Raw genomic sequence first — 17646 nt, forward strand, 5'->3', positions numbered from 1 at the left:
TCCATGCGATGTCTGAAAAGTCCTAATTAACTGTATGCATATACAGTTGTTTTGATAATAGGGTGGAAATTTCCTACGTCAAGATCTGTTTGTGGGCAGATCCTTCATCCATGGCGGACGCAATCACCTGGCACTGACGTATGATTAGCTCCCTATCGGCAACCTTCTCAGGATCGCGCGCAATGCTCGCCCTTCTCATCCAGACGTTGAACATCACGGCCCCGGTTTTCGCCATGCTGTTCATGGGCGTGCTACTCAAACGCATCCGCTTGATCGACGACAATTTCATCAAGGTCGCGTCCTCGCTGGTGTTCAACACCTGCATGCCGGCGCTGCTGTTCCTGGGTATCTATCACGCCGACCTGTCGACGGCGGTCAAGCCCGGGGTCATCCTCTACTTCATCCTCGCGACCCTGGTGTGCTTTGCGCTGTCCTGGGGGCTGGCGATCTGGCGCAGCCCGCCAGAGGACCGCGGCATCTACACGCAAGGTGCGTTTCGTGGCAACAACGGGGTGATCGGCCTGGCGCTGGCGGCCAGCCTCTATGGCGACTACGGGATTTCCCTGGGTGCGGTACTCGCCGGGTTGGTGATCCTGCTCTACAACTCGCTGTCGACGGTGGTGCTGGCGGTGTACAGCCCGAGCCTGAAATCCGACCCGTGGAGCCTGTGCAAGAGCATCTTCAGCAACCCGCTGATCATCAGCGTGCTGGCCGCGACGCCCATGGCGTATGGGCAGGTGCCCCTGCCCAACTGGTTGCTGACTTCAGGCGACTACCTGGCGCAGATGACCCTGCCACTGGCGCTGATCTGCATTGGCGGCACCCTGTCGCTGGCGGCCCTGCGCGACAGCGGCAAGCTCGCGGTGGATGCCAGCCTGGTGAAGATGGTCTGGCTGCCGCTGGTGGGTACCCTGGGCGCCTGGCTGTGCGGGTTTCGCGGCGCGGAGCTGGGGATTCTGTTTCTCTACATCGGCAGCCCGACGGCGGCGGCCAGTTATGTCATGGCCCGCGCGGCCAATGGCAATCACGAGCTGGCTGCGTCTATCATCGTGATCACGACGCTAATGGCGGCGATCACCACCAATATCGGCATATTCATCTTGCAATGGGGCGGATGGATCTAGATGCTCGCCGCACAACACAACAACACTGCCTCCTGAACTAAAGGACACTTCATGCAAGACCAGAGCACGCCCGCGGGGTTGCAACGCGGGCTGAAGAATCGCCATATCCAGTTGATCGCGCTGGGCGGCGCCATCGGCACCGGCCTGTTCCTGGGGATCGCCCAGACCATCCAGTTGGCCGGCCCTTCGGTACTGCTGGGCTATGCGATCGCTGGCCTGATGGCTTTCCTGATCATGCGCCAGCTTGGCGAGATGGTGGTCGAGGAACCGGTCGCAGGCAGCTTCAGCCACTTCGCCCATCAATACTGGAGTGAGTTCGCCGGCTTCGTCTCCGGCTGGAACTACTGGGTCGTCTACGTGCTGGTGGGCATGGCCGAACTGACGGCCGTGGGTATCTACGTGCAGTACTGGTGGCCGGACTTTCCGACCTGGGCCACAGCGACGATCTTCTTCGTGGTGATCAATGCCATCAACCTGACCCAGGTGAAGGTCTACGGCGAGATGGAGTTCTGGTTCGCCCTGGTCAAGGTGGTGGCGATCGTCAGCATGATCGGCTTCGGCGCCTGGCTGCTGGGCAGCGGTCATGGTGGCCCGGATGCCAGCGTGGCCAACCTGTGGCAGTACGGTGGCTTCTTCCCCAATGGCGTCACCGGGCTGATCATGGCGCTGGCGGTGATCATGTTCTCCTTCGGCGGCCTGGAGCTGGTGGGTATTACCGCTGCCGAGGCGGACAATCCGCGCCAGAGCATCCCCAAGGCTACCAACCAGGTGGTCTACCGCATCCTGATCTTCTACATCGGCGCGCTCGCCGTGTTGCTGGCGTTGTACCCGTGGCAGAAGGTGGTGCAGGGCGGCAGCCCGTTCGTGATGATCTTCCATGAGCTGGACAGCGATGTGGTCGCCACCGTGCTCAACGTCGTGGTGCTGACCGCCGCGCTGTCGGTCTACAACAGCTGCGTCTACGCCAACAGCCGCATGCTGTTCGGCCTGGCCAGTCAGGGCGATGCGCCGCGCCAGTTGCTCAAGGTCAGCCGCAGCGGCGTACCGCTGGTGGCGCTGGGGGTTTCGGCTCTGGCCACCGGTCTGTGCGTGGTGATCAACTACCTGATGCCGGGGGAGGCGTTCGGTTTGCTGATGGCCCTGGCAGTGTCGGCGCTGGTGATCAACTGGGCGAGCATCAGCATCACCCACCTCAAGTTCCGCAAGGCCAAGCTGGCGGCGGGCGTCACGCCGTTCTACCGCAGTTGGGGGCATCCACTGACCAACTACCTGTGCCTGGCGTTCATCGTGCTGATCCTGGTGGTGATGTACCTCACCCCGCCAGTGCGCATCTCGGTGATGCTGATTCCGCTGTGGATCGCTGCGCTGTGGGTAGCGTTCCGGGTGAAGAAAGCGCGTCAGGCCAGGGGATGAATCTGCGCTGATGCGTCGTTCTTTTCGCGGGTAAACCCGCTCCCACAGGGGCCGCATAGTGGCGTGCCTGTGGGAGCGGGTTTAGCCGCGAAGAGTCCGGTGCGATCTCAGGCCTGGTAGCTGTCGATCACTTCCTGCGCCGCGCGGAATGCATCGATCGCTGCCGGCACCCCGGCGTACACTGCGCAATGCAGCAGTGCTTCGCGAATTTCCTCCACCGTGCAGCCGTTGTTCAACGCCCCGCGCACATGGCCCTTGAGTTCCTGTGGGCACTTCAGTGCGGTCAGCGCCGCCAAGGTGATCAGGCTGCGGGTCTTCAATGGCAGCCCCTCGCGGGACCAGACGCTGCCCCAGGCATGTTCGTTGACGAAGTCCTGCAGGGGCTGGGTGAACGCCGTGGCATTGCCCAGGGCACGATCGACGAAAGCGTCCCCCATCACCTGGCGACGAACCTGCTCGCCGGCCTTCTTGTTGTCGGTCATTGCGTAATCCTCAGTGTTGGCGGCGCCAGGCACGAACGGTGGTGTACAGCAACACCACCGCCAGCACCGGCATGACGTAGAACAGCATCAGACGCTCCAGTCGCCCGGCCAGTGGCATGCCGGTGGTGAAGGCCACCACGTGCAGGCCGTAAGCCAGGTAGAGCGCCAGGAACACCAGCCCTTCGGCGCGGGTGATCCGGTAGCCGGAATAGAACACGGGCAGGCTCAGGGCGGCGACCCCGAGCATCACCGGCAGGTCGAATGCCAGTGCGTTGGGTGAGATGGTCAGTGGCTCGGGCGTGGTCAAGGCGGTCAGCCCCAGCACTGCCAGGAGGTTGAACAGGTTGCTGCCGATCACCGTGCCCACGGCGATCTCGCGTTCGCCCCGCAGGGCGGCGATCAGCGCGGCGGCCAGTTCCGGCAGCGAAGTGCAGACCGCGACCACGGTCAGGCCGATGATCCGCTCGGACAGGCCCAGATCCGTGGCGACCTCGACCGCCGCCTCCAGCAGCAAGTGCCCACCGAGGCTGAGCAGCACCAGCCCGAACAGGGTCTGCAGCACCACGGTGCTCCAGAAACGGCCCGGGCTGCGGCGCGCGGCGTCGGGCGCCGGATAGGTGCGGGCATAGTGGCGTGACTGGTGCCAGAGCATGCCCAGGTAGCCCAGCAGGCCCAGCAACAACAGCCCGCCCTCGAGCCTCCCCAGTTCGCCGTTGGCCGCCAGCAGGTAGACCACTGCACTGGCGGCGATCATCAAGGGGATGTCCAGGCGTACCAGTTGCCGCGAAACGCGTAGCGGGATGATCAGCGCGGCAAGCCCGAGGATCACCAGCACATTGAAGATGTTGCTGCCGATCACACTGCCCACCGCCACGTCCGGGGCACCCTGGTAGGCCGCCTGCAGGCTGACCGTCAGTTGTGGTGCGGTACTGCCGAAGGCCACCAGGCTCAGGCCGATGATCAGCGGCCGCACATGCAGGCGCGTGGCCAGGCGCAGGGCGGCGCGCACCAGCAGTTCGGCACCGATGACCAACAGCACCAGGCCCAGGCCCAGTTGCAGGAGGCTGAAGGTGGGGAGGGTAGCGAGGTCGAAAATGGCAGGGCTCCAGTCAGGTCAGTCGCTCAGACCTTGTACCCGGACTCGCGCCGTTCCGCTACGGAGCATGCCGATTTTTTCTGCGGCAGCGCGTGACAGGTCGATCAGTCGGCCACGGGTATGGGGGCCGCGGTCGTTGATGCGTACCACCACGCTGCGCTGGTTGGACAGGTTGGTCACCAGTACCTGGCTGCCGAACGGCAGGGTGCGATGGGCGGCGGTCAGGCCGTGCTGGTTGAAGGCTTCGCCGCTGGCAGTGCGTTTGCCGTGGTGGCGGGAGCCGTAATAGGAGGCGGTGCCGGTTTCGTCGTAGCCGCGTGGGTCGATGTCATGGCTGGCACAGCCGGCCAAGGCAGAGAAAAGAGCCAGGGCGGTGAGGTTTTTTTTCAGCAAGGCAGGTGCTCTCCGGTGCTTCCATTCGCGGGCAAGTCGGCGCCCCGACTTGCCCGCGAACGAGGGCGTTCAGGTCACCCTTCGAGCTTGGCCTTGAGCAATTGGTTCACCTGCCCCGGGTTGGCCTTGCCTTTGGAGGCCTTCATCGCCTGGCCGACGAAGAAACCGAACATCTTGCCGCGCTTGGCCTCATCGGCGGCGCGGTACTGTTCGACCTGCTCGGCGTTGGCCGCCAGCACTTCATCGAGCATCTTGTCGATCGCGCCGGTGTCGGTCACCTGCTTGAGGCCCTTGCTCTCGATGATGCTGTCGGCATCGCCTTCACCGGCAGCCATGGCCTCGAACACGGTCTTGGCGATCTTGCCGCTGATGGTGTTGTCGCGGATGCGCTGCAGCATGCCACCGAGCAGCTCGGCACTGACCGGCGACTGGTCGATTTCGACACCCAGCTTGTTCAGCAGGCTGCCCAGCTCGACCATGACCCAGTTGGCCGCCAGCTTGGCGTCGCCGCCGATACTGGCCACCTGCTCGAAGTAGTCGGCCTGTTCGCGGCTGCTGGCCAGCACGTTGGCGTCGTAGGCCGACAGGCCGTACTGGCTCTGGAAGCGCTCGACCTTCTGTGTCGGCAGCTCGGGCAGCGAGGCGCGGACGGTCTCGAGGAAGCTTGGCTCGATGACCACCGGCAGCAGGTCCGGATCGGGGAAGTAACGGTAGTCGTTGGCTTCCTCCTTGCTGCGCATGGAGCGGGTCTCGTCCTTGTTCGGGTCGTACAGACGGGTTTCCTGGACTACCTTGCCGCCGTCCTCGATCAGGTCGATCTGGCGCTGGATCTCGCTGTTGATCGCCCGCTCGATGAAGCGGAACGAGTTGACGTTCTTGATCTCGCAGCGGGTGCCGAACTCGACCTGGCCTTTGGGGCGAACCGAGACGTTGCAGTCGCAACGCAGCGAGCCTTCGGCCATGTTGCCATCGCAGATACCCAGGTAGCGCACCAGGGCGTGGATGGCCTTGACGTAGGCCACGGCCTCTTTTGCGCTGCGCATGTCCGGCTCGGAAACGATTTCCAGCAGCGGTGTGCCGGCGCGGTTCAGGTCGATCCCGGTGGCGCCGTTGAAATCTTCGTGCAGGCTCTTGCCGGCATCTTCCTCAAGGTGTGCGCGGGTGACGCCGATGCGCTTGAGGGTGCCGTCTTCCAGGGCGATGTCCAGGTGGCCCTTGCCAACGATCGGCAGGTCCATCTGGCTGATCTGATAGCCCTTGGGCAGGTCGGGGTAGAAGTAGTTCTTGCGCGCGAACACGTTGCGCGGCCCGATCTCGGCATCGATGGCCAGGCCGAACATGCAGGCCATGCGTACGGCCTCCTGGTTCAGCACCGGCAGTACGCCGGGCATGCCCAGGTCGACCAGGCTGGCCTGGGTGTTCGGCTCGGAGCCGAAGGTGGTGGCGCTGCCGGAGAAGATCTTCGACTGGGTGGCGAGCTGGGTATGAATCTCCAGCCCGATCACAACTTCCCATTGCATGTGTGAATTCCTCAGAAGCCTTTGGGGGCGCGGGTGTGCCAGTCGGTGACTTGCTGGTAACGGTGCGCGACGTTGAGCAGGCGGCCTTCCTGGAAGTACGGGGCCAGCAGTTGCACGCCCACCGGCAGGCCATCGACGAAGCCGGCCGGCATCGACAGGCCGGGCAGGCCCGCGAGGTTGGCGGTGATGGTGTAGACGTCCTCGAGGTAGGCGGCGACCGGGTCGGCGTTCTTCGAGCCGAGTTTCCAGGCCGGGTTCGGCGTGGTCGGGCCGAGGATGACGTCGACCTGTTCGAAGGCGGCCATGAAGTCGTTCTTGATCAGGCGGCGGATCTGCTGGGCCTTGACGTAGTAGGCGTCGTAGTAGCCGGCCGACAGGGCATAGGTGCCGACCATGATCCGGCGCTGCACTTCAGCGCCGAAGCCTTCGCCACGCGAGCGCTTGTACAGGTCGGTGAGGTCTTTCGGGGCTTCGCAGCGGTAGCCGAAGCGCACGCCGTCGAAGCGCGAGAGGTTGGAGGAGGCTTCGGCCGGGGCGATCACGTAGTACGCCGGGATGGCGTGCTGCATGTTCGGCAGGCTGATTTCCTTGACCACCGCGCCGAGCTTCTCCAGTTCCTTGACGCTGGCCTGGACCAGTTCGGCGATGCGCGGATCGAGGCCGGCGCCGAAGTACTCCTTCGGCAGGCCGATGCGCAGGCCCTGCAGCGAGGCATTGAGGTTGGCGCTGTAGTCGGGTACCGATTCGTCGACGCTGGTCGAGTCCTTGGCGTCGAAACCAGCCATGCCTTGCAGCAGCAGGGCGCAGTCTTCGGCGGTGCGGGCCATCGGGCCGCCCTGGTCGAGGCTCGAGGCGTAGGCGATCATGCCCCAGCGCGAGACACGGCCGTAGGTAGGCTTGAGACCGGTGAGGTTGGTCAGCGCGGCTGGCTGGCGGATCGAGCCGCCGGTGTCGGTGCCGGTGGCGACCGGCAGCAGGCGCGCGGCCACGGCTGCGGCGGAGCCACCCGACGAGCCGCCTGGCACGTGTTCGAGGTTCCAGGGGTTCTTCACCGCGCCGTAGTGGCTGGATTCGTTGGCCGAACCCATGGCGAACTCGTCCATGTTGGTCTTGCCCAGGGTGACCATGCCGGCCTCGGCGAGCTTGGCGACCACGGTGGCGTCATAGGGGGCGGTGAAGCTGTCGAGCATCTTCGAGCCGCAGCTGGTGCGCACGCCCTGGGTGCAGAACAGGTCCTTGTGGGCAATTGGTGCGCCCAGCAGTGCGCCGGTTTCGCCATTGGCGCGACGGGCGTCGGCAGCGCGGGCCTGCTGCAGCGCCTGCGCTTCGGTGATGCTGATGAAGCTGTTGATCTGTGGGTCGAGCTGCTTGATGCGCGACAGCAGCGCGCCGGTCAGCTCTTCGGAAGAAAACGACTTGTCGGCGAGTCCGCGGGCGATCTCGGCCAGAGTGAGTTGATGCATGGCAGGCTCTATCCCTTACTCGATGACTTTCGGAACCAGGTACAGACCGTTTTCGGTCGAGGGTGCCACCGCTTGGTAGCGATCGCGCTGGTTGCTTTCGGTCACCTGGTCGGGACGCAGGCGCTGGGTGGCTTCGAGCGGGTGGGCGAGAGGCTCGATGCCGGTGGTGTCGACGGCTTGCATCTGGTCGACCAGCCCGAGAATACTGTTCAAGGCATCGGTAATGCGTGGCAGTTCGCCTTCATTCAGGCCCAGGCGGGCCAGATGGGCGATCTTTTCCACGTCACAGCGTTGAAGCGCCATGGGGATCTCCAGGAAAAACAGAAACAGAATGCTTCCGTAATGAGGAACATGCCGGGATTCTGGCGGTCATACGGCCGCGATCATCGGCTGGCGTGCTCGGAAAAACTGCCAATTTAACATATTGGCTCCTTGCCCAAAATCCCTGCCATTGTTAGAGTTTGCCGCACTTTTTTACCCACGCTTTCCCCAGGGTCACTTTCCCATGTTCAAGAAACTGCGTGGCATGTTTTCCAGCGATCTGTCCATCGACCTGGGTACTGCCAACACCCTTATTTACGTGCGTGAGCGCGGTATCGTCCTGAATGAGCCCTCGGTTGTTGCCATCCGTACCCACGGCAACCAGAAAAGCGTCGTGGCCGTCGGTACCGAAGCCAAGCGCATGCTCGGCCGCACTCCCGGCAACATCGCTGCCATTCGTCCGATGAAGGACGGCGTGATCGCCGACTTCAGCGTCTGCGAGAAGATGCTGCAGTACTTCATCAACAAAGTGCACGAAAACAGCTTCCTGCAGCCCAGCCCTCGCGTGCTGATCTGCGTGCCGTGCAAGTCCACTCAGGTCGAGCGCCGTGCCATCCGTGAATCGGCGCTGGGCGCCGGTGCCCGCGAAGTGTTCCTGATCGAAGAGCCCATGGCCGCCGCCATCGGTGCCGGCCTGCCGGTCGAGGAAGCCCGCGGTTCGATGGTCGTCGACATCGGTGGTGGTACCACCGAAATCGCCCTGATCTCGCTCAACGGTGTGGTGTACGCCGAATCCGTGCGTGTCGGCGGTGACCGTTTCGACGAAGCCATCGTCACCTACGTGCGCCGTAACTACGGCAGCCTGATCGGCGAATCCACCGCCGAGCGCATCAAGCAGGAAATCGGCACCGCCTACCCGGGCGGCGAAGTCCGCGAAGTCGACGTGCGTGGCCGCAACCTGGCCGAAGGTGTACCACGTGCCTTCACCCTGAACTCCAACGAAGTGCTCGAAGCGCTGCAGGAATCGCTGGCGACCATCGTCCAGGCGGTCAAGAGCGCCCTGGAGCAGTCGCCGCCGGAGCTGGCCTCCGACATCGCCGAGCGCGGCCTGGTGCTGACCGGTGGTGGCGCGCTGCTGCGTGACCTCGACAAGCTGCTGGCCCAGGAAACCGGCCTGCCGGTGATCGTTGCCGAAGACCCGCTGACCTGTGTCGCCCGTGGCGGTGGTCGTGCGCTGGAAATGATGGACAAGCACGCCATGGACCTGCTCTCCAGCGAGTGAGTCCTGGCGCTGTCCAGCCGTCGCTGAAGATCGTCTGGTTTACAGGTGGCACGCACAGTGCTACCTGTATGCGCTGTTGACGTCCGTCGGGCGTCGTTTCCGTCAATCCGCAGGCTGGTGGTTGCATTGACCTCGTGCAATGACCGCCTGAATCGTCGTCCACGAGGAACGGCCCATTAAACCGCTTTTCTCCAAGGGCCCTTCGCTGGGCGTTCGTCTGCTCGTGCTGGTGGTGATGTCGGTCGCGCTGATGGTGGTCGACTCGCGCTTTGACGTGCTCAAGCCGGTACGCAGCCAGATGGGGCTGGTGCTGATGGAATCCTATTGGGTCACCGATTTGCCGCAGCGTCTGTGGCAGGGCGTGGCCGGGCAGTTCGGCAGCCGCACCGAGCTGATCGCCGATAACGAGAAACTCAAGACCGAAGCCCTGCTGTTGCAGGGGCGCCTGCAGAAGCTGGCGGCGCTCACCGAGCAGAACGTGCGTCTGCGCGAGCTGCTCAATTCTTCGGCACTGGTCAACGAAAAGGTCGAAGTCGCCGAACTGATCGGGGTCGATCCCAATCCCTTCACTCATCGCATCCTGATCAACAAGGGCGAGCGCGACGGGGTGTTCCTCGGCCAGCCGGTGCTCGATGCCCGTGGCCTGATGGGCCAGGTGGTCGAGCTGATGCCCTACACCTCGCGCGTGCTGCTGCTGACCGACACCACCCACAGCATTCCCGTACAGGTCAACCGCAACGGCCTGCGCGCCATTGCCAGCGGCACCGGCAACCCGGAACGCCTGGAACTGCGTCACGTGGCCGATACCGCCGACATCAAGGAAGGCGATCTGCTGGTGAGTTCGGGCATGGGGCAGCGTTTCCCGGCCGGTTATCCGGTGGCCACGGTCAACGAGGTGATCCACGATTCCGGTCAGCCGTTCGCCATCGTGCGCGCCATTCCTACCGCCGCCCTCAATCGCAGCCGCTACATGCTGCTGGTGTTCAGCGATCGTCGTACACCTGAGCAGCGTGCCACGGATGCAGCGATCGCCCAGGAAGAGGCCGACCGTCAGGACGGTGCGAGTGCCAAGCCGACAGCTGCGCCAGCACCGGCAACTGCGCCAGCGAGCGGCGCGCCGGCCCACGCACCCGCACCTGCCGCACCGGCTGCCACTGCGCCGGCCCACGGTACGTCCACCTCACACCCGCCAGCCGCACCCGCGTCGACTGCACAGCCCCGGAGAGAATGATGGCCAGTACCCGTAGCAGAAACGGCTGGGCCATCTGGCTGACCTTCGTCATCGGCCTGCTGCTCAGCGTCACGCCGATGCCGCAGTTCATGGAGGTGTTCCGCCCCATGTGGCTGGCCTTGTTGCTGGCGTTCTGGACCCTGGCCGTACCCAGCAAGGTCGGGATGACCACCGCCTTTGTGCTGGGCCTTGCCGAGGACGTGCTCTACGGCACCCTGCTGGGGCAGAACGCGCTGATCCTCACCTTGATCACCTTCCTGGTGCTGTCCCTGCAGCAACGCCTGCGTATGTTCCCTATGTGGCAGCAGAGCCTGGTGATCCTGGTGGTGTTCGGCATCGCCCAGTTGATCCAGCTGTGGCTCAGCGCCCTGACCGGCAATCGCCTGCCGACGCTTGCGCTGGTGTGGTCGGCGGTGATCAGCGCGTTGCTCTGGCCCTGGATCAGCTTCGCCCTGCGCGGCATGCGCCGACGCCTGCATATCCACTGACGCGTCGCCACTGACAGGGAGATGTCCACATGACTCGACTGCACCTGGCCTCCGGCTCCCCGCGCCGGCGTGAGCTGCTGACCCAGATTGGCGTGCCATTCACCGTGGTCAGCGCCCCCATCGACGAAACCCCGTTGCCCGACGAAGCCGCCCAGGCCTACGTCGAGCGCCTGGCGCAAGCCAAGGCGGTGGCCGGTTTCAATCTGCTCGATGCCCCGGGTGTGGTGCTCGGCGCGGATACCGCCGTGGTGCTCGACGGCCAGATCCTCGGCAAGCCTGAAAACCGCGAGCACGCCCTGGCGATGCTCGGCGACCTGTCCAAACGCGAGCATCAGGTGCTTACGGCCGTAGCTGTGACCGACGGCCAGCGCTCGCTGAGCCTGTGCGTGGCCACCAAAGTCCGGTTCCGTACCATTTCCTTCGATGAAGCATGTCGCTACTGGGACAGCGGTGAACCGCTGGACAAGGCCGGCGGTTATGCGATCCAGGGGCTGGGGGCGGTGTTCGTCAGCGCCATCGAGGGCAGCTATTCGGCCGTGGTCGGCCTGCCCCTGAGCGAAACCGCCGAGCTGCTCGAACAGTTCGCCATTCCCTGCTGGCAGCAAGAGGATAACGCCCAGCGCTAGCCAGCCGCCCGACAGCGATCCATCATTACCGAAGACCTTTGACGAGAGCCTGCCATGAGTGAAGAGATCCTGATCAACATCACGCCAATGGAGTCACGTGTGGCAGTGGTGGAGAACGGAGTGCTGCAGGAGGTGCATGTCGAGCGCACCCAGCGCCGTGGCATCGTCGGCAATATCTACAAGGGCAAGGTGGTGCGTGTGCTGCCTGGCATGCAGGCCGCCTTCATCGATATCGGCCTGGAGCGTGCGGCGTTCATCCACGCCTCGGAGATCTCCCAGCGTGAAGGCTCGGCGGTCGAGACCATCACCGCGCTGGTCCACGAAGGCCAGGCTCTTGTGGTGCAGGTGACCAAGGACCCTATCGGCACCAAGGGCGCGCGCCTGACCACCCAGCTGTCGATTCCGTCGCGCTACCTGGTGTACATGCCGCGCAGCAGCCATGTCGGTATTTCGCTGAAGATCGAGGACGAAGCCGAGCGTGATCGTCTCAAACAGGTGGTCAGCGACTCGATGGCGCAAGAGAACATCAAGGATGCCGGTGGCTTCATCCTGCGTACCGCCGCCGAGGGCGCGCGCGCCGAAGACATCCTCCAGGACATCCGCTACCTGCGTCGCCTGTGGGAGCAGATCGGCAGCCAGATCCAGACCTGCGGCGCGCCGACCGTGATCTACGAAGACCTCGGCCTGGCGCTGCGCACCTTGCGTGACCTGGTCAATCCAAAGATCGAGAAGATCCGCATCGACTCGCGGGAAACCTTCCAGAAAACCACGCAGTTCGTCGGTGAGCTGATGCCCGAGATCGCCGACCGCCTGGAGCACTATCCCGGCGAGCGGCCGATCTTCGACCTCTATGGGGTCGAGGACGAGATCCAGCGCGCCCTGGAACGCAAGGTGCCGCTCAAGTCCGGGGGCTACCTGGTGGTCGACCCCGCCGAGGCGATGACGACCATCGACGTCAACACTGGCGCTTTCGTCGGCCATCGCAATCTCGAAGAGACCATTTTCAAGACCAACCTCGAAGCAGCCACGGCCATCGCGCGGCAACTGCGCCTGCGCAACATCGGCGGCATCATCATCATCGACTTCATCGACATGGAAGACGAAGAGCACCGCCGCCAGGTTCTGCGCACGCTGGAAAAACAGCTTGAGCGCGACCATGCCAAGACCAACATCATCGGCATCACCGAGTTGGGCCTGGTACAGATGACCCGCAAGCGCACCCGTGAAAGCCTCGAGCAGGTGCTGTGCGAGCCCTGCCTGGCCTGCCAGGGGCGTGGCAAGCTGAAGACGCCAGAGACTATTTGTTACGAAATCTTCCGCGAAATCCTCCGCGAGGCGCGGGCCTATCAGGCAGAAGGCTACCGGGTGCTGGCCAATCAGAAGGTCGTCGATCGTCTGCTCGATGAAGAGTCGGGTAACGTCGCCGAGCTGGAGGCCTTCATCGGGCGAACCATTCGCTTCCAGGTCGAGTCCATGTATTCCCAGGAACAATATGATGTGGTGCTGCTCTGACGCGTTCTGAAATCGTTCGCCCAGTGGCGAAAACGCCGCTTGCGGCCATAGTTAATGGACGACTCGGAGGGCAATGGCCATGGAACGTCTGACCCGCGTTCTTGGCGCGTTGACCCGCTGGGGGCTGGGGCTGTGTGCCCTGCTGGCAGTGCTGGTGGCGCTGTATGTCAGCCTCGGTCGGCAACTGGTGCCGCTGGTGGCCGAATACCGGGCCGACCTTGAAGACAAGGCCCAGCAAGCCTTGGGCCTGCCCGTGCATGTGGGGGCGCTCGAGGGGCGATGGAGTGGCCTGGCCCCGGTGCTCAGGCTGCGCGACCTGCAATTGGGCGAGGGCTCGGCGGCCTTGCGCCTGGATGACGTCAAGCTGGTGCCCGACCTGTGGGCCAGCCTGAAGGCCCGAGAAGTGCGGTTGGCGCATGTCCAGCTAGGCGGCCTGCAACTGATCCTGCATGAGGACCAGCAAGGCGCCTGGACCCTTGAAGGCCTGCCGAAGAAAGACGATGCGCCCATCGACCCTGCCCAATTGCTGCAACGCCTCCAGCAACTGGGCAGGGTCGATGTGTTCGACAGCCAGGTCACGTTCCAGCCGTGGCGCCGTGATTCGGTCACGCTCACTTATGTCAGCCTTGGCCTGCAGGCCGGTGCGTCGCGCCAGCGCCTTGAGCTGCGCGCGACCTTGCCCGACGGCCAACCCCTGGCGTTGAACCTGCGCAGCCGCGCCACCCCTGACGCCTGGCGTGACGGGCGGCTGGAGGCCTACGCCAGCCTGCCGCAGAGCGATTGGGCGCGCTGGGTGCCGCCAAGCCTGCTCGGCCAATGGCGAGCCAAGACGCTGCGTGCGGGGGGCGAATTCTGGATCGACTGGAACAAAGGCCAGTTGCAGCGCGCCGTCGCCCGCCTGAACGCGCCGCAACTGCGCGGCGCCTATGTCGGGCGCAAGACCGTGACCCTCGACAACCTGGCGCTGTCCAGTTGGGTGCACCGGGGCAAGGAAGGCTACGAGATCGTGGTCGATTCGTTGGCGGCGAGTATCGGTGAAACCCGCTGGGAAACCCACCTGCAAGCGCGCCAGCGCCGTGGGCAGGAGGCCGCCGGGGAGACGTGGCAGGTCCAGGCCGATCGCCTCGACCTGACGCCGTTGACCCCACTGATCGATGGCCTGGCACCGCTGCCGGACAACCTGATGACCGTGGTCGATGCCCTGAACGTGACCGGTACACTGCGCAATGTTCAGCTCGACATCCGTCCCCATGCCGAAGGTGACCAGCGCCTGCAGTTCGCCGCCAATCTCGACAAGATCGGCTTCGATGCGTATCACGGCGCGCCCGCAGCGGGCAATGTCAGCGGCAGCATCAGCGGCGATCTCGGGCACGGCGAACTGCGCCTTGATACCGATGCCTTCATGCTGCACCTGTACCCCATCTTCGGCAAACCCTGGCACTACCAGAAAGCCAATGCCCGCCTGACCTGGGCGCTGGACAAGGACGGCTTTACCCTCATCGCGCCCTACATCAAGGTGCTGGGCGATGAAGGCAAGATCGCCGCCGATTTTCTCATTCGCTTCAGGTTCCACGAGGAGCAGGCCGACTATATGGACCTGCGCGTCGGCCTCACCGAGGGCGATGGTCGCTACACGGCCAAGTACCTGCCGGAAGTGCTCAGCCCGGCGCTGGACGAGTGGCTTCGCAGTGCCATCGTCAAGGGGGAGGTCGACGAGGGCTACTTCCAGTACCAGGGATCTCTTAACCATAACGCGCCGGCGCATTCGCGCAGCATCAGCCTGTTCTTCAAGGTGCATGATGCGGCCCTCGATTTCCAGCCGGGCTGGCCGCAGGTGCAGCAGGTAGACGGCAATGTGTACATCGAGGATACCGGTGTGCGCATCCAGGCCAGCAAGGGCCTGCTGCTGGACACCCGAGTCAGTGATGTCAGCGTCAACATCCCCCATGTCGAGGGCGACCAGCATAGCCGCCTGTACCTGGACGGCGAGTTCGACGGCAGCCTGGGTGACGGCCTGAAGATTCTGAAAGAGGCGCCGATCGGCACTGGCGAGATCTTCGCCGGCTGGGAAGGCGAGGGCCCGCTGCAGGGCAAGGTCAAACTGGACATCCCGTTGGAACACGGTCTGCGTCCCAAGGTGCTGGTGGATTTCTCGACTTCCGATGCCCGGCTCAAGGTGGAGCCGCCGGAGCTCGACCTGAGCCGCCTGAAGGGCGACTTCACCTTCGATCTCGACAAGGGCCTGAGCGGCAAGGGCATCAGTCTCCAGGCCTTCGACAGGCCGGTGACCGCGCAGATTCTCGCCGAAGGGCAGGGTGGCCAGATCCAGACCCGGATCAACGCCACCGGCCAGGTGCCGCTCAAGTCGTTGACCGACTGGCTGCAGTTCAAGCAGGCACTGCCGGCCTCGGGCGACATTCCCTACCAACTGCAGGTCAGCCTGGGTAGCCGCGACAATCGCCTGAGCGTCAACTCGTCGCTCAAGGGCCTGACCATCGACCTGCCAGCGCCCTTCGGCAAGACGGCGGCCGAGTCACGCGACAGCAGCTTCAGCATGAACCTGCAGGGTGGTGAGCGGCGCTTTGATGCGAGCTACGCCGATGTGGCGCGGTTGGCCTATGCGGCCTCGCTCGACAAGCTGGCCCAGGGACGCGGCGAGCTGGTGCTGGGCGGTGGCGATGCGCTGGTGCCGGGCGGCCAGGGTCTGCGGGTGCGCGGGCGGCTCGAATCGCTGGACCTCGAGCCCTGGCAGCAGCAGTTGGACAAGTATGCTGGCCAGGATCCAGGTGGCAGCGCTCGTCAGAGCCTGCAGGGTGTGGATGTGAGCATTGGCCAGTTGAAGGCATTCGGCACCGACCTCAACCAGGCGGTGGTGCGCCTGGCGCGTGTTGCCAGCGCCTGGGATCTGCGCCTGGACAGCAAGGAAGTGATCGGCAATGCGCGGATCCCGGATGCCAAGGCCGCGCCCATGGTGGTGAAGCTGCAGACCTTGCGCCTGCCGCCTGCCGATCCGCAGGAGGCCCAGGCCGAAGATGCGCCTGATCCGCTGGCCACCTTCGACCCGCGCAAGGCGCCGGCCCTGGATCTGAGCATCGACAAGTTGTATCGCGGCGACGACCTGTTCGGCAGCGCCTCGGTCAAGCTGCGGCCGAATGCCCGTGGTGTGTCCCTGGGCGACATCGACCTCAATCTCAAGGGCCTGCACATCGACGGCAGCGGCGGCTGGGAAGGTGTTCCCGGCAGCACCAGCAGTTGGTACAAGGGGCGCCTGGACGGCAAGGACCTGGGCGATGTGCTCAAGGCCTGGGGCTTCGCGCCCACGGTCACCAGCCGCGACTTCCGCATGGACGTCGATGGCCGTTGGCCGGGTTCGCCGGCCTGGGTCAGTCTCAAGCGATTCTCCGGTAGCCTCGATGCCTCGCTGCGCACCGGCCAGTTCGTCGAGGTCGAGGGCGGCGCCCAGGCGTTGCGGGTGTTCGGCCTGCTCAACTTCAACTCGATTGGTCGCCGTCTGCGCCTGGACTTCTCCGACCTGTTCGGCGAGGGGCTGGCCTATGATCGGGTCAAGGGCCTGCTGGTGGTCAGCGAGGGCGTCTATGTGACCCGTGAACCGATCGCTGTCACCGGCCCCTCCAGCAATTTCGAGCTCGATGGCACACTCGACTTTGTGCGCGACCGTATCGATGCCAACCTGCAGGTGACCCTGCCGGTCACCAACAACCTGCCGTTGGCGGCGCTGATCGTCGGGGCGCCTGCGGTCGGTGGCGCATTGTTCCTGGTCGATCGACTGATCGGTGATCGGGTCGCGCGCTTCGCCAGCGTGCACTATCGGGTCGAAGGTCCGGTCAAAGAGCCTAAAATCACCTTTGTGAAACCTTTCGATAAATCGCGTTAGGAGTGGTCATGAAGTCAGCAGTGATCCAGATGGTCAGCCAGGACGGCTTACTGGCCAACCTGCAGCGGGCTCACGTACTGCTGGAACAGGCGGCTGACAGTGGCGCACGGCTGGCAGTGCTGCCGGAGAATTTCGCGGCCATGGGCCGGCGCGATGCCGCGGTGATCGGTCGCGCCGAAGCGCTTGGCGAAGGCCCGATCCTGCCCTGGTTGAAACGCGCCGCACGCGACCTCAAGTTATGGATTGTTGCCGGCACCTTGCCGTTGCCCCCGGTCGGTCAGCCCGAGGCCAAGTCACATGCCTGCTCGCTGCTGGTCGACGACCACGGCGAGATCGCCGCGCGTTACGACAAGCTGCACCTGTTCGATGTGGACGTGGCCGACAACCGTGGGCGCTACCGCGAATCGGACGATTACGCCCATGGCGCGCAGGTGGTGGTGGCCGATACACCGGTTGGGCGCCTGGGCTTGTCGGTGTGCTACGACCTGCGCTTTCCCGAGCTCTACAGCGCCCTGCGCGCTGCCGGGGCCGAGCTGATCAGCGCTCCGTCGGCGTTCACTGCGGTGACCGGCGCGGCACATTGGGAAGTGTTGATCCGTGCCCGCGCCATCGAAACCCAGTGCTACATGCTGGCCGCCGCGCAGGGCGGCAGCCATCCAGGCCCACGGGAAACCCATGGCCATGCGGCGATCGTCGACCCTTGGGGGAGGATCGTCGCCGAACATGCGCATGGCGAAGCGATATTGCTCGCCGAGCGCGACGCTGAAGAACAAGCGTCCATACGGGCGCGTATGCCGGTCGTTTCGCACCGGCGCTTTTTCTCGCAGGACGCCTTGCGGCCTGCGCACACCTCGGAGTGA

Annotated in this window: 15 protein-coding genes; 9 read left to right on the forward strand and 6 right to left on the reverse strand. The window is 64.4% G+C overall.

Going from position 1 to position 17646, the window contains the following annotated elements:
* Nucleotides 1-182 precede the first annotated feature (182 nt).
* Both HU748_RS20225 and HU748_RS20230 read left to right on the forward strand, forming a co-directional pair.
* Nucleotides 183-1124: an AEC family transporter gene (locus HU748_RS20225; protein WP_186667812.1), complete on the forward strand. Its 942-nt coding sequence runs from the start codon at nt 183-185 to the stop codon at nt 1122-1124.
* Nucleotides 1125-1175: 51 nt separating this feature from the next.
* Nucleotides 1176-2537: an amino acid permease gene (locus HU748_RS20230; RefSeq protein ID WP_186667814.1), complete on the forward strand. Its 1362-nt coding sequence runs from the start codon at nt 1176-1178 to the stop codon at nt 2535-2537.
* A gap of 107 nt (nt 2538-2644) precedes the next feature.
* Here HU748_RS20230 and HU748_RS20235 read toward each other — a convergent pair whose 3' ends face one another.
* From HU748_RS20235 to gatC, 6 genes are all read right to left on the reverse strand, one after another.
* On the reverse strand, nt 2645-3019 hold the full coding sequence (locus HU748_RS20235; protein WP_186667816.1) for a carboxymuconolactone decarboxylase family protein: 375 nt from the start codon (nt 3017-3019) through the stop codon (nt 2645-2647).
* Between the two features lie 10 nt (nt 3020-3029).
* Nucleotides 3030-4073 carry a calcium/sodium antiporter gene (locus HU748_RS20240; protein ID WP_186668001.1) on the reverse strand — a complete coding sequence of 348 codons (1044 nt, stop codon included), beginning with the start codon at nt 4071-4073 and terminating at the stop codon, nt 3030-3032.
* Between the two features lie 60 nt (nt 4074-4133).
* Nucleotides 4134-4508, reverse strand: a complete 375-nt coding sequence (locus tag HU748_RS20245) for a septal ring lytic transglycosylase RlpA family protein (protein WP_176717867.1) — start codon at nt 4506-4508, stop codon at nt 4134-4136.
* A gap of 74 nt (nt 4509-4582) precedes the next feature.
* Nucleotides 4583-6028 (reverse strand): Asp-tRNA(Asn)/Glu-tRNA(Gln) amidotransferase subunit GatB, encoded by a 1446-nt coding sequence (gene gatB, locus HU748_RS20250; protein ID WP_054894400.1) that lies wholly within the window; start codon nt 6026-6028, stop codon nt 4583-4585.
* Between the two features lie 11 nt (nt 6029-6039).
* A complete protein-coding gene (gene gatA, locus HU748_RS20255; RefSeq protein WP_186667820.1) occupies nt 6040-7491 on the reverse strand; it encodes an Asp-tRNA(Asn)/Glu-tRNA(Gln) amidotransferase subunit GatA in 1452 nt (483 codons plus the stop codon).
* A gap of 15 nt (nt 7492-7506) precedes the next feature.
* Nucleotides 7507-7794, reverse strand: a complete 288-nt coding sequence (gene gatC / locus HU748_RS20260; protein WP_054894398.1) for an Asp-tRNA(Asn)/Glu-tRNA(Gln) amidotransferase subunit GatC — start codon at nt 7792-7794, stop codon at nt 7507-7509.
* Between the two features lie 202 nt (nt 7795-7996).
* Here gatC and mreB point away from each other — a divergent pair, with 202 nt between their 5' ends.
* The 7 genes from mreB to HU748_RS20295 all read left to right on the forward strand — a co-directional run bounded on the left by mreB (nt 7997) and on the right by HU748_RS20295 (nt 17646).
* A complete protein-coding gene (gene mreB / locus HU748_RS20265; protein WP_003255163.1) occupies nt 7997-9034 on the forward strand; it encodes a rod shape-determining protein MreB in 1038 nt (345 codons plus the stop codon).
* Nucleotides 9035-9209: 175 nt separating this feature from the next.
* Nucleotides 9210-10265: a rod shape-determining protein MreC gene (gene mreC, locus HU748_RS20270; protein ID WP_186721725.1), complete on the forward strand. Its 1056-nt coding sequence runs from the start codon at nt 9210-9212 to the stop codon at nt 10263-10265.
* Nucleotides 10265-10753 (forward strand): rod shape-determining protein MreD, encoded by a 489-nt coding sequence (mreD, locus tag HU748_RS20275; protein WP_054894397.1) that lies wholly within the window; start codon nt 10265-10267, stop codon nt 10751-10753. The genes mreC and mreD overlap by 1 nt, the downstream gene beginning before the upstream one ends.
* 29 nt (nt 10754-10782) lie before the next feature.
* Nucleotides 10783-11379: a Maf family protein gene (locus HU748_RS20280; protein ID WP_186711499.1), complete on the forward strand. Its 597-nt coding sequence runs from the start codon at nt 10783-10785 to the stop codon at nt 11377-11379.
* A gap of 54 nt (nt 11380-11433) precedes the next feature.
* A complete protein-coding gene (gene rng / locus HU748_RS20285) occupies nt 11434-12891 on the forward strand; it encodes a ribonuclease G (protein WP_186721665.1) in 1458 nt (485 codons plus the stop codon).
* 73 nt (nt 12892-12964) lie between these two features.
* A complete protein-coding gene (locus tag HU748_RS20290) occupies nt 12965-16786 on the forward strand; it encodes a YhdP family protein (protein WP_186721667.1) in 3822 nt (1273 codons plus the stop codon).
* Nucleotides 16787-16794: 8 nt separating this feature from the next.
* Nucleotides 16795-17646 (forward strand): carbon-nitrogen hydrolase family protein, encoded by an 852-nt coding sequence (locus HU748_RS20295; RefSeq protein ID WP_186721669.1) that lies wholly within the window; start codon nt 16795-16797, stop codon nt 17644-17646.

The sequence above is a fragment of the Pseudomonas sp. RW3S2 genome, from assembly GCF_014268955.1.
Lineage (GTDB): Bacteria > Pseudomonadota > Gammaproteobacteria > Pseudomonadales > Pseudomonadaceae > Aquipseudomonas > Aquipseudomonas wayambapalatensis.

What these genes read in the sequence shown, in the direction of transcription:
- HU748_RS20225 (WP_186667812.1), top strand. Translation starts at nt 183, where the DNA reads ATGCTCGCCCTTCTCATCCAGACGTTGAACATCACGGCCCCGGTTTTC.
- HU748_RS20230 (WP_186667814.1), top strand. Translation starts at nt 1,176, where the DNA reads ATGCAAGACCAGAGCACGCCCGCGGGGTTGCAACGCGGGCTGAAGAAT.
- HU748_RS20235 (WP_186667816.1), bottom strand. Translation starts at nt 3,019, where the DNA reads ATGACCGACAACAAGAAGGCCGGCGAGCAGGTTCGTCGCCAGGTGATG.
- gatB (WP_054894400.1), bottom strand. Translation starts at nt 6,028, where the DNA reads ATGCAATGGGAAGTTGTGATCGGGCTGGAGATTCATACCCAGCTCGCC.
- gatA (WP_186667820.1), bottom strand. Translation starts at nt 7,491, where the DNA reads ATGCATCAACTCACTCTGGCCGAGATCGCCCGCGGACTCGCCGACAAG.
- gatC (WP_054894398.1), bottom strand. Translation starts at nt 7,794, where the DNA reads ATGGCGCTTCAACGCTGTGACGTGGAAAAGATCGCCCATCTGGCCCGC.
- mreB (WP_003255163.1), top strand. Translation starts at nt 7,997, where the DNA reads ATGTTCAAGAAACTGCGTGGCATGTTTTCCAGCGATCTGTCCATCGAC.
- mreD (WP_054894397.1), top strand. Translation starts at nt 10,265, where the DNA reads ATGGCCAGTACCCGTAGCAGAAACGGCTGGGCCATCTGGCTGACCTTC.
- HU748_RS20280 (WP_186711499.1), top strand. Translation starts at nt 10,783, where the DNA reads ATGACTCGACTGCACCTGGCCTCCGGCTCCCCGCGCCGGCGTGAGCTG.
- rng (WP_186721665.1), top strand. Translation starts at nt 11,434, where the DNA reads ATGAGTGAAGAGATCCTGATCAACATCACGCCAATGGAGTCACGTGTG.
- HU748_RS20290 (WP_186721667.1), top strand. Translation starts at nt 12,965, where the DNA reads ATGGCCATGGAACGTCTGACCCGCGTTCTTGGCGCGTTGACCCGCTGG.
- HU748_RS20295 (WP_186721669.1), top strand. Translation starts at nt 16,795, where the DNA reads ATGAAGTCAGCAGTGATCCAGATGGTCAGCCAGGACGGCTTACTGGCC.